Source organism: Burkholderia sp. Ac-20344, from assembly GCF_017104975.1.
Classification (GTDB): domain Bacteria; phylum Pseudomonadota; class Gammaproteobacteria; order Burkholderiales; family Burkholderiaceae; genus Burkholderia.
Genome location: NZ_JAAGPP010000126.1, coordinates 15498 through 27532, shown reverse-complemented (window position 1 = coordinate 27532; position 12035 = coordinate 15498). Strand labels below are relative to the sequence as shown.

The window sequence follows — 12035 nt, the reverse complement described above, 5'->3', positions numbered from 1 at the left end:
CCACAATTCGTCATCAACGATCGGCGCTTGCATTCCTCATGATCCCGTTGCTCAGATGCTTGAGGTTAACAGGTCGCCGGCGAAGTTAACAGCCCCTCGAGGGTCTTTTTGAACTGGCCTCTAAGGAGCGAAAGAGACATTGAATCGAGCGTGAATTGTCGAGATGTAGAAGGTGCACGTCATGTGATTCGGAATCCTGAGTGACTGGCGAACAATCAAATTGATGTCGGAAGAGTCAAGGAATCGGCTGAGTGCGTCACGAGTACGACAGCCTTATTGGAGGAAAACCGTGAAAAAACTGAATGTCGCTCTGGTGGGCACTGGCTTCATGGGCAAGGCCCATTCCATCGCTACTGCCGTGGTGCCGATCCTGTTCGGCTCGCCGGTGGAAATCGAACGCAAGGTCGTGGTCGACATCGACGACGAACTCGCACGCAATGCAGCTGCGCAATATGGGTTCGCCGAGCACGCGACGGACTGGCGAGAAGTCGTGTCGCGCCCGGATATCGATATCGTCGACATCTGCACGCCGAACGACACGCACGCGGCGATCGCGATCGCCGCCGCGAAGGCGGGCAAGCACGTGATGTGCGAAAAGCCGATGGCCATGACGGTGGCCGACGCCGAAGCCATGTATGCAGCCGCGAAGGAAACGGGCGTGGTCACGATGATTTCGTACAACTATCGCCATACGCCGGCGTTGCAGATGGCCAAGCGGTTGATCGACGAAGGGCGTATCGGCGAGATCCTGACGTTCCGCGGCTACTACCTGCAGGACTGGGGCGCGGATCCGAGCACGCCGCTGTCGTGGCGCTTCAACAAGGAGAAGGCCGGTTCGGGCACGCTTGGCGATATCGGCACGCACGTCATCGATGCGGCGCGCCTGCTCGTCGGCGAGTTCGAATCGGTGAACTCGATCGTCAAGACCTTCATCGCCGAGCGGCCGCTGCCGGCTGGCCGTTTCTTCGGCCCGGCAGGTCAGGCATCGTCGGAAAAGGGCAAGGTCGACGTCGACGACATGGCCATGACGATGATCAAGTTCACCAACGGCGTGTGCGGGACGATCGAAGTGACGCGCAATGCGTGGGGCCACCACAACCAGCTCGGCTTCGAAATCCACGGTACCCGTGGCTCGATTGCGTTCGATTATCAGCGGCTGAACGAACTGCGCGTGGCATTCGCGGACGATCCTTCGGACGCGTTCGGCTTCCGCACGATCTACTCGGGCCCGCATCAACCGTTCGGCGACAAGCTGTGGCCGGTTGCCGGGATGGGGCAAGGCTACATCGATATCAAGTCGATCGAGTGGTACAACTTCCTGCAGGCAATCGCCGGAAACCAGCCTGCCGCACCGAACTTCGAGGACGGCGTCCAGATCGAGCGCATCGCAGACGCGATCCTCGTGTCGGGACAGAGCGGCGTGTGGGAACACATCCAGCAGCCGGCTCGCCGATAACACGGCCGCCGCCTGAAGTCGTGCGGAGACGGTGAGCGTCCTCGGTGAGTGGCAAATCGGTAACGCGGCTCGTCGGCAAAGGATCCGGCGAGCGCCTCCTCATTGGCGGCCAACGTCGAAGCATCACCGTCCGGGCGGCGAACTGCGATAGATCCGGATGCGGCCTCCAGCATGGCCGCGTTCGAACGATAACGTGTCAATAGATCGGAGGCAGGGGATGACCTTGGCAATCGGGGTGATCGGCGTCGGCGTCATGGGATCGGAGCACGCGCGCATTCTGCGTGAAGAGACGTCGGGTGCGGCGTTGGTCGCGGTTTGCGATGCCGATGAAGGGCGCGCGCGGGCCGTGGCGGGCAGTTCGAGAGTCTATACGGACCCGCGGGAGCTGATTCGCTCCGAGCATGTCGACGCCGTTCTCGTTGCCGCACCGGACACGCTGCACGGCGACCTCGTATTGCAGTGCATCGAGGCCGACAAGCCGGTTCTGTGCGAGAAGCCGCTAGCCGGTACGGCGGCCGAGGCACTCAAGGTCGTCGACGCGGAAATGGCGAAGGGCCGAAGGCTGGTCCAGGTCGGTTATATGCGTCGTTTCGACCAGCCGTACATCGAGATGAAGCGTGCTGTCCGAGACGGCGAGATCGGTGCACCGGTCGTCGTGCACAACGTCCACCGCAATCCCGTCGCGCCGGACTGGTTCAACGGCCCGATGTCCATCACCAATGCGTTCGTTCACGAAATCGATGCAAGCCGCTGGTTGCTCGATTCCGAACCTGTTGGCACACGTGTCTACAGTGCTGGAAATGGCGATCCGATGGTCGTCGTGATGGAAATGGCCGGCGGCGTGATCGTGTCGTCGGAGGTGTTCATGAATTGCCAGTACGGCTATCACGTGCACGTACAGGTCGTCGGGCGAAACGGAACGATCGAGACCGCTCCGCCCGGATGTGTTGGCAGGAATGCCGGCGGCTACGGCAAGACGGCCTATGCAGGTAACTGGATCGACCGATTCAGATCGGCCTATGTGAAGCAACTCAATGAGTGGGTTCGCTCGATCGGCGCCGGTACGTCAAGCGGTGGCGCGAATGCCTGGGACGGCTATGTCACGACGTCTGTCGCAGAGCAGATCGTCGTTGCGATGGGGCGCGGAACATCCGTGACGTTCGCGGCCGAGCGTTACCGTCCGACGATGTACGCGTAGTCACGCCTATGCACGGAAATGCAGAGGTTTGTGCGACTCAGGAGGAAAAATGATCAGAATCGGAATTCTCGGATGTGGACGCATTGGTCAGGTTCATGCACTCAGTATCAAGCAGATTCCGTCGGCAAAGCTAGTCGCGGTAGCGGACGTCAACGAGAGCGCCGCAGCAGTCTGTGCTGACCGATTTGGGGTTGACGCACGCGATGCATCGGACATTCTCGAAGGGAAGGACATCGATGCTGTGGTGATTGCGACACCGTCATCGACGCATTTCGATCTCGTTCACGCGGCGGTGGTTGGGCGAAAGGCCATCTTTTGCGAGAAGCCCATCGACCTGTCGTCGGCGCGGGTGAGGGCATGCATGGACGCCGTCGAGAATGTGGGGGTGCCCTTCATGACGGCGTTCAACCAGCGGTTCGACCCGCACTTCGGTGAGTTGGCGCGTCGCGTGCACGAGGGTGAGATCGGAAATGTCGAGACCATCACGATCACCTCGCGTGATCCGGCGCCGCCGCCGCTGTCGTATCTGAAGACGTCCGGTGGCCTCTTTCGCGACATGATGATTCACGATTTCGACCTCGCGCGATTCCTGATGCGGGAAGATCCGGTGCGTGTGTTCGCCACCGGATCGGTGCTGGTCGAACCGTCCATTGCGGAGGTCGGCGACGTGGATACGGCGGCAGTCATCCTGACGACGACGTCTGGGCGGATCTGCCAGATCTCGAATTCGCGCCGCTCGACCTATGGCTATGACCAGCGACTCGAGGTCCACGGATCGCGCGGCATGCTGCGCGTCAAGAACGTTCACGAGTCTCGGGTGGAGCAAGCCACGGAGGCAGGGTTCGCCATGCCGGTCGCGCAACCGTTCTTTCTCGAGCGCTTCGGCGCCGCGTATCTCGCCGAAATGCGCTACTTCGTCGACGCCGTTTCGGCAGGAAAAATGCCGAAACCGGACGCCAGCGATGGCCTGAAGGCCCAGTTGATCGCCGACGCGGCCACCCTTTCGTGGCAGCGCGGGCAGCCGGTGGACATCGCTGGTTGACCTCGGCGACCGGCATGAGAAAGCCGGTCGCCGTCATTTCACACATATCGGGTGCTCCCATGAAGATCGGCATTGTCGGCCTCGGCAACGCAGCAGAGCTGCACGTGACGGCTCTCAACGAAATGGACCCGCAGTTGTTTTGCGGCGGCTGGAGTCGGACTTACAGGAAGGCGCTGGAATTCGTCGACAGGTTTGGTGGGCGCGCATACGAAACCGTTGACGAACTGCTGGGCGACAAAGTGGTCGACGCAGTTGTCGTGTGCACGAACACCGCATCGCATTTCGACTTGGCCAGGCGTGCGCTGCTGGCAGGCAAACACGTATTGCTCGAGAAGCCGCTGTGCGAGCAGGCGATGCAGATTCGCGAGCTCGCGGAGATTGCACGTTCGCAATCGAGGGTCTGCATGCCTTCCCACAATTATGTTTATGCAGAGAGCATGCGACGACTGCATGCGCATGTCGCTTCCGGGAAACTGGGAAGGATCGTCAATTTCTGGGCAATCTACAACAAGCGACATGACGCTTCGATCGGCGCGCCGGATCTGACGATGCGCGAGCTGATGGTGCATCACGCGTACTGCATGCTGTATTTCGTCGGTCGCCCGTCGTCGGTGTTCGCGACCGGTTCCAATGTCCATTTCGACGATCCAAATGCAGACGATCAACTGATGATCACCGCGGAATATCCGAACGGAACAATTGCGAATCTTTGGGGAAGTTTTTCAGCCGACGATCGCAGTCGGGATCCCTGGTCCGTCTATTTCAAGATCATCGGCTCCGACGGAAGCGGCGTGATCCCTTGGGACGTCACGAAGTTTGGCGACGCGAGACTTCCGTTTTGGGATGACGCGACCTACTGGGACAGCTTTCTTCAGGTCGAAAGCTTCTTCGTGAACGAATGCGTCGCGAAAGGTATGACGCCGTTGTCGACACTCGACGACGCATATGATGCAGCCGTCGTACTGGACGCGGCGCGTCGGTCTTTGCGCGAGCGGCGTGTCGTGCCGATCGTCTACGGTTCCTGAGCCAAGCAATGGGGAAGACATGATCAGATACGCTGTTGTAGGCGCGGGATGGATATCGCAAGAGGCGTTCATGCCGGCTGTTGCTCAGACAGGCAATTCGACGATCGGTGCGTTGGTTTCCGGAAATCCTGACGGGGCGCGGAAGCTCGCGAGATTCCATGGGGTCGACACGATCGTCGAGTACGACGACTACGACCGGATGCTGAACAGCGATGTCGTCGACGCGGTCTATATCGCGGTCCCCAATCCGCTCCACGCCGATTATGCGATTCGCGCGGCGCGAGCCGGAAAGCACGTCTTGGTCGAGAAGCCGATGGCGACCAACGTCGCGGATGCCGAGGCGATGATTGGGGCGGCAGCCGAGGCCGGCGTGATGCTGAGCACCTGTTACCGCTTGCATCACGAGGCAGGGACGATCGCGGCACTGGAAGCGATCCGGGACGGCCGCATCGGTGATCCGAAGTACTTCAGTGGAGTGTTCGGATTTCAGTCCGCGACGGGCAACCACCGGCTGGACAGCAAGAACTGGGGCGGCCCGCTTCAAGACATCGGGATTTACTGCGTCAACGCGGCGCGGCATGTCTTCTCCGACGAACCTGTCGATGCGTCGGCGATCACGACGCGCCGGCCCGGAGATCCTCGCTTCTCGGACATCGACGACGCCATTGCTGTCACGTTGCGCTTCCCTCGCGATCGAATCGCGCAGTTCTATTGCAGTTTTGGCACGGCGTCGATCGATATGTACAGGGTGCTGGGAACCGAAGGGGACCTGACCATGGAGCCCGGTTTCAGGTTCGAAACGCCGACGCGAATGGTACTGAACACGAAGGATGCTTCGGAGACGATGCATTTCCGGCACTGCGATCACTTCGGCGGGTTGATTCAGCAGTTCTCCGAATGCATTGAGAAACGCAGCAAACCTGCGTCAAGTGTCGAAGAGGGCCTGGCTGACCTGAGGGCCTTGCTGGCGATCGAGGCGTCTGCTCGCACGGGAACGGTGGTGTCCGTCGAACCGACGCGTTTCAGCCGCCGAAACCTGACGCTCGATGATGTGCGCGCCGTACCGAGAACGGAGAAGCGGCTGCTGCTGTAGGCGTTCAAGTCGAGAGAACTTGCGCGACACACTATCCGAGGCTCGCTCGGCGTGCCTCGAATTCCTGTCGCGGATGCAGATCCGTGGCGCGAGACTTAGTTGTATCCGAGGATCGATACCGATCGGAGATCGGGCCGATCGGGAACATTCGCCGCGATGGAAGACATCGGTTCACGCAGAAGGGCGGTGTACGGAGAGACGTTTCGCCGGTCCGCGGCGGGTACGTTTCGATGGTTCGTGCGGGTTACCGGGGCAGCGTTGTGAAGGGCGGTGCCGAGAACTTTCCGTGGCGTCATGGGGCGAGGGTCCAGATATATCCGTCGTTTCGAGATTCGCGGTTTGCCGAATGGCTTTCGCACTCTACGTCGTAAAGAAGGAATGCGAATAAATAATAGGATCGGAAATGATCTTGAGCCAACGAGAAATTCCGCACACGGCTGTCAACATTTTCCTGACAAGCAGATACGAACGTATCGATGTTCGGCACCAATGCGCTGTCTTCGCCGTGTTGACTCGAGAAGATCGACGGGCGCAGGCAGGTGTTCTGTGGCGTATGACGGGACGGAAACCTGCATCCTCGATGGTGAGGCAATGAATACACGCTTCCTGGAGACGTTCGTGACGCTCGCGCAACAAGGCAGCTTCCGGGCTACGGCGCGTCTTCTTCATACTTCGCCCGCGACGATATCGACACGTATCAAGGCGTTGGAAGACGAGTTGAGGACCGAGCTCGTCGATCGAACGGCGGCGGATTTTCGTCTCACCCTGTCTGGGCAGAGCTTGTTGACGCTGGCGATGAACGTGGTAGACGCGACCCGTGCGCTCAAGAAGGCAGCCGGTCTCGATCTCGCGTTACGCGGACCGATACGTTTCGGCGTGATAGACACGATCGTTCACAGCTGGCTTTCCTCGTATGTGACGCAGTTGAGGGAGCGCGTCCCGGGCTTGGTGGTCGAGCTGACCGTAGATTCGAGCCCGGCGCTGAACAAGAAAATCTTGCAGGGCGAGCTCGACATGGCTGTCTGCGCAGAGGTCGTTGGTAGCGACAAGGTCATGTCGAGCAGGATTGCAAGCTATCCGGTTCGATGGATTGTCAGCCGGGAGCTGCTTTCCGGTTCGGACGTGGATCCGGTTCACCTCGCCCTGGCGCGGCCGATACTGACATTCGGAAGGGGCACGACGTCGCACCTGGCGGTGGAACGCATCGTCCGAACACTGGCCGGTGGAGCCGGCATCCCGGACGAGGCGATACGCATAACCTGTGCCTCTTCGGTCGCTGCGATCGTGCAATTGGTGCGTGATGGATACGGTGTCGGGGCAGTCCCGCACCTGTTCGTGCATGACGAACTGGAAAACGGGCGAATCGCCGAGCTCGCGCTGGAGCCGCAGCCGCCGTCGATCGACGTGTCGTTGTGCATGCCGGTCAATGCATCACCGGCCGTCGTAGCGGCAGCCGACGCGGCCCGGGACGTGTGCGCCACATACTGCCGAGGAAAACCGGAGACGCTGATCCGGGCCGCCTGACCGATCATCCCGATTGCGGTCGTTCGGGCAGTGGCGGCGTACCGATTGACTTTCGGAATATGGTCGCCGGCGGGTATATGACTTCCCTAATATGATCCGGCGGCGCGTTGCGGTAGCCTGTCGCATTAGGTATCAGATGTTAGTCTGGTGCGAATTTCATGCTCTCCGCTCATGAGGCTTTCGGTTTCGGTGCTGGCGCACCTGTCGGGCCGCTGATTTCGGGCGATCGGCGCTCGCGCTCATCCCTACCGGCAAAGAGAATTGGCGATGTTAGTCGAAGTCAGCAAATTCAAGGAATCCCAGGAGTTCGCTCTTCAGACCGTTAACTTTGCACGGTCGATGCTCAATTGTTCGGCCGCCGTGTTCACATGGCTCGATTCGCACGACCAGCTATTGCCGCACACCCAGATGGGATGGCCTGAAGAGACCATCAAGGACTATTACACGGTATTCGCCTCGGCCGATCCGCTGAACGTCTATCGTCTGATTAAACAGCGTGCGACCGTAGTGACCCTCAAAGGGGCAAAGCGCGACGACCAGCACTCCAGTTGGTCGGATTACCAGAGGAAGTACGGGCTCGTGGACGAAGTCGGGTTCCTGTTCTGGGCGGGAGATACACCACTAGCGTGCCTCTCCGTCATCAAGAAGCAAGGCGATAGCCCGTTCTCGACCCCAGAACCCTTCGGACAGATGTACGACTATATGCAGCACAGCTTCTCGATGCTTGCATCCGTCAAGAAGGTCCAGGCAGACCACGCGCTGCGAAACGAGTACTTCCTGACGGAGCGGGAGCTCTCAGTCGCGTCCCTGATGACCGCCGGCCTGTCCAACAGGGATATCGCCGAGACGCTGGGCATCGAGCTTGCCACCGTCAAGTCGCACGTCATTCGAATCCTGGGCAAGCTGGGCATCGAGAGCCGAACCCAGCTTGCGGCGTTCTCCGCCGACCTGGGCACACCGACAACGAAATAGCCTGGGTGCACCGGGGCGGTGCGTTCGTCTTCGCCGCCGCTTGCATCAACGGAAATTTTTCTCATCCTTTGGATGGACGCACGGCGTCTTGGCCATACATACAATGGTTTCAAGGCCGCCGGACATCATCCAGACGGTCGTAACTCTCGCATTGGTTCACGCCTGTTGCGTGGCCTGACAGCTCACTTCATCGATCACGATCTTCAACCTTGAGGGTGGTGCGCGTTACACATGGCTTGAGCGGCGTCCGGCTGTCAATTCGCATAACGAATTAACGTCCGATGCGTGACGGATGTTTGCCGAGTGCCGGTTGATTGTGGACCGTATTCGGTCCAGTTCGCCGAATTGATAGAAATTCGTGATCTGCATGCATCGAGAATCACAATTGGACCTCGTCTAATTGGCGCAAGACGATGCATGCAAGCGAATCCTGGAAACAGAAAGCGCACGATTCGCCGGCTCAGTGAGCAGCGCACGTGCTGGTTAAAGTGAAGTCAAGGAGACGTTTCAGTGAATGATTATTCCGGGCGCGTGGTTGTCGTAACCGGTGCTGGTTCCGGCATGGGGCGAGCAATGGTTCGCGAGTTCGTTTCGAGAGGGGCGAACGTAGCCGCACTCGACATCAATCTCAAGAATGCCGTTGCCACTGTCGAAGCGTTGGCGAATCCGTCGATGGCGTACGCACATCAAGTGGACGTCAGCGACCCGCGTAGCGTCGAGGCCGCTGTCAAGGCGGTGATCGAGCGTTGGGGGCACATCGATCTTCTGTGCAATAACGCCGGCATTCTGGATGGACACGCGACGGCTCACGAAGTGAGCGTCGAAGAGTGGGACCGCGTCATCGCCGTTAACCTCACGGGACCCTTCCTGATGGCTCGAGCGGTCATTCCGCAGATGCTGAAGCAGGGCAAAGGGGCGATCGTGAACACGTCGTCCACCTCGGGCTTCAGTGCTGCGGGCGGCGGGACTGCCTACACGGCGTCCAAACACGGTGTGATCGGTCTGACTCGACAACTCACTTTCGAATACGGCGCGCGCGGCATTCGTGTCAATACGATTTGCCCGGGCGCAACCGCAACCCCGCTGGCGATGTCGGAGCACACGACGGCGAATTCGCCTGATATGGAGGCGGCCCTGCAGAAATTCCCGGCCCGTCGCTGGTGTCAGCCGGAAGAAATTGCCAAGCTCGCCGCGTATTTGGGTGGCGATGATGCCGACTTCGTGCATGGCAGCGAGTACGTGATGGACGGCGGCTGGCTTGCTGCTGCCCGGGATCCTTTCTGAGCGGGCGTTTGGCTACACGCGTGGCGCGGCGCAGGTGCCCGCGCCTGCACATGTCGGTGGAACAACAGGAGCTTGTGAATGTTTTCGAATCGTGAATGGCCGGAGACCGGCATCGAGGGATTCAAACGAGGCTTTCAGACGGTTGATGGCGTGCGGATGCATTATGTGAGCGGCGGCAAGCCGGACGGCGACGTGCTGGTTCTGATTTGCGGTTTCCCTCAAAGCTGGTATGCGTGGCGCAAGGTTCTGCCTCTGCTGGGGCATCGGTACCGTGTTATTGCTCCGGATCTTCCCGGGCAAGGTGACTCGGATCGTCCCGCGGGTGCGCTCGACACGGTCAAGGCCGGCAAACTCCTTCGTGGTCTGGTCGAGAAACTCGGTGTCGATCGACATGCACTTGTCGTACACGACATCGGTGGATGGGTCGGCTATCCCTACGCGGCGATGAATGGCGACAAGGTCACCGGCCTCGCGATTCTCGACACGGGTATCCCGGGCATCAGTCTTCCGGATACGCTCCCGTGGGCTTCTGACGTTGCGTGGCGGACGTGGCACGTCGCATTCCACAACATTCCGGATCTTCCGGAAGCGCTCTTGGCCGGCCGCGAGCACATCTATCTCGAGTGGTATTTGCAACGGAAGGCGGCAAATCCGCAGGTGTTCTCCAAAGCGGACTTCGAGGAATACCATCGCGTATTCCTGACGAATGGCCTGAAAGGCGGTCTCGCTTATTACCGCGCTATCTCGGTGTCTGCCGAGCAGAATCGCGAATTGAGTGCGAAGGGCAAGCTCAAGATGCCGGTCCTTGCGGTCCGTGCAGATCAGGGATCAATGCCCGACCTGGTCCCGCAGCTGCAGCAGGTCGCTGCGGACGTTCGCGGCACGATGGTAGCTTCCGGACACTACATCCCGGAAGAGGCGCCCGAGGCGCTTGCAAAGGAACTCGAGAGTTTCTTCGGATAGTACGAGCGGACAAGCAGGTGCCGCTTCTGACGATCTGGCCAGCGTCTGGAGAAATCCGTCGCCCAGTTCGAACGGGTATGGAGCGCCCGCCGCATGCTGCCGAGCGATGTCAGTGCGTCGCGGGCGCTGCACTATGCCCGATGAGAGATCTTCGATCTTGAGATGGAAACGGCAGGCATCGAATAAATTCGATGGTTAATTTAGTAAGTATTCCTAGTGAAATTAACTTTGGTGATTTGGGGGGGGGATGAACAAGAAAATCATTGCAGTCGCCGCACTGAGCATCGTAGCGTACTCGCAAGCAAAGGCGCAAAGTTCCGTAACGCTCTATGGGATCGTCGACACGGGTGTGGGCTATGTACACAACAGCGGCGGGCAGAGTTCGCAAGTGAGGATGTTGCCCAGCAATCTTTCGGCTTCCCTGTGGGGATTGAAGGGAACGGAGGATCTGGGTGGCGGGCTCTCGGCCATCTTTACAGTAGAGAGCGGCTTTGACGGCACGAACGGCGCACTTGCGACACCGGGAAAGTTGTTCAGCCGACAAGCGTTCGTGGGCATTTCGAGCCAGTACGGCACCCTGACGCTCGGTCGTCAGTACGATCCGCTGACCGATCTCGAACAGCAGTTGACCGCTGATGTCTACAGCGGCTGGTTCGCTACGCCGGGTGACGTCGACAATTACGATTCGAGTGCTCGATTCAACAACGCCGTGAAATGGGTGAGTCCGTCGTGGGGCGGTGTTTCGGCCGAGGTCATGTATGCGCTCGGTGGCGTCGCCGGATCCACGGGGTCGGGGCAGACGTGGAGCGCAGCAGTTGGCTATCAAAGCACGTCGTTTAGCGTCGGCGGCGGCGTTCTCCACATCGACAACGGCAACGCAACGTTGGGCAATCGCGGCACCTCCTCGTCCGACTCGCTGTTCAATTCGCCGGTAAATGCGGCTTATGCGTCAGCCCGGTCGATCAATATCGCCCGGATCGGTGCCAATTACGTTGCGGGCCCGTTCACGGTGGGCGCGGCGTATGGCTATGCCCAGTATTCGGCCGATTCGGCATCGACGTTCACGGGGTCGGAGAAGTATCACAACGGTTCGGTCTTTGCCCAGTATCAGGTGACGCCTGCGTTCCTGCTCATCGCCGGCTACAACTACACGCGCGCACTGGGGGATTCGTCTGCCAAGTACCACCAGGTGAATATCGGGGCCGACTACAGCTTGAGCAAGCGCACCGACGTCTATGCGCTCGCAGGGTATCAGCATGCAAGCGGGCAGAACGGGCAAGGCGCCGCCGAGGCTTCCATCGGGTCGTACGGAATTGCGGCGGGCAAAGGTACTCAGGAAGTTGTAGCCGTCGGCCTGCGGCACAAGTTCTGAAGCAATCTGTATGAGGCGCCGCGGACCGATACGAGGGCGATTCCTTCGTGAGTTCCGTGTCGCCGCGTTGCTCCTTTCCCTGACATGAAGGTATTCGGATTTCTGT

The 12035-nt window shown here is 59.8% G+C and carries 10 protein-coding genes; all 10 read left to right on the top strand.

The features are described from left to right. Positions 1–289 precede the first annotated feature (289 nt). Positions 290–1456 (top strand): Gfo/Idh/MocA family oxidoreductase, encoded by a 1167-nt coding sequence (locus tag G3N64_RS29985; protein WP_205787347.1) that lies wholly within the window; start codon positions 290–292, stop codon positions 1454–1456. 217 nt (positions 1457–1673) lie between these two features. Next, positions 1674–2654 (top strand): Gfo/Idh/MocA family oxidoreductase, encoded by a 981-nt coding sequence (locus G3N64_RS29980; RefSeq protein ID WP_205787345.1) that lies wholly within the window; start codon positions 1674–1676, stop codon positions 2652–2654. A 49-nt stretch (positions 2655–2703) separates the two neighbouring features. Beyond that, positions 2704–3696: an inositol 2-dehydrogenase gene (gene iolG / locus G3N64_RS29975; protein ID WP_205787343.1), complete on the top strand. Its 993-nt coding sequence runs from the start codon at positions 2704–2706 to the stop codon at positions 3694–3696. Between the two features lie 14 nt (positions 3697–3710). Beyond that, positions 3711–4721 carry a Gfo/Idh/MocA family oxidoreductase gene (locus tag G3N64_RS29970; protein ID WP_205787341.1) on the top strand — a complete coding sequence of 337 codons (1011 nt, stop codon included), beginning with the start codon at positions 3711–3713 and terminating at the stop codon, positions 4719–4721. Continuing rightward, complete coding sequence (locus G3N64_RS29965) at positions 4642–5814, top strand: Gfo/Idh/MocA family oxidoreductase (protein ID WP_346778845.1); 1173 nt, start codon at positions 4642–4644, stop codon at positions 5812–5814. Before G3N64_RS29970 ends, G3N64_RS29965 begins: the two co-directional genes overlap by 80 nt. Positions 5815–6405: 591 nt before the next feature. Next, positions 6406–7338, top strand: a complete 933-nt coding sequence (locus tag G3N64_RS29960) for a LysR family transcriptional regulator (RefSeq protein ID WP_205787340.1) — start codon at positions 6406–6408, stop codon at positions 7336–7338. Between the two features lie 267 nt (positions 7339–7605). Then, positions 7606–8310, top strand: a complete 705-nt coding sequence (locus G3N64_RS29955) for a LuxR C-terminal-related transcriptional regulator (protein WP_205787339.1) — start codon at positions 7606–7608, stop codon at positions 8308–8310. 510 nt (positions 8311–8820) lie between these two features. Next, a complete protein-coding gene (locus G3N64_RS29950) occupies positions 8821–9594 on the top strand; it encodes an SDR family oxidoreductase (RefSeq protein WP_048985709.1) in 774 nt (257 codons plus the stop codon). A 78-nt stretch (positions 9595–9672) separates the two neighbouring features. Continuing rightward, positions 9673–10557, top strand: coding sequence for an alpha/beta fold hydrolase (locus G3N64_RS29945; protein WP_241021278.1), 885 nt, complete (start codon positions 9673–9675; stop codon positions 10555–10557). Positions 10558–10804: 247 nt separating this feature from the next. Beyond that, a complete protein-coding gene (locus G3N64_RS29940; RefSeq protein WP_062885823.1) occupies positions 10805–11929 on the top strand; it encodes a porin in 1125 nt (374 codons plus the stop codon). Positions 11930–12035 lie beyond the last annotated feature (106 nt).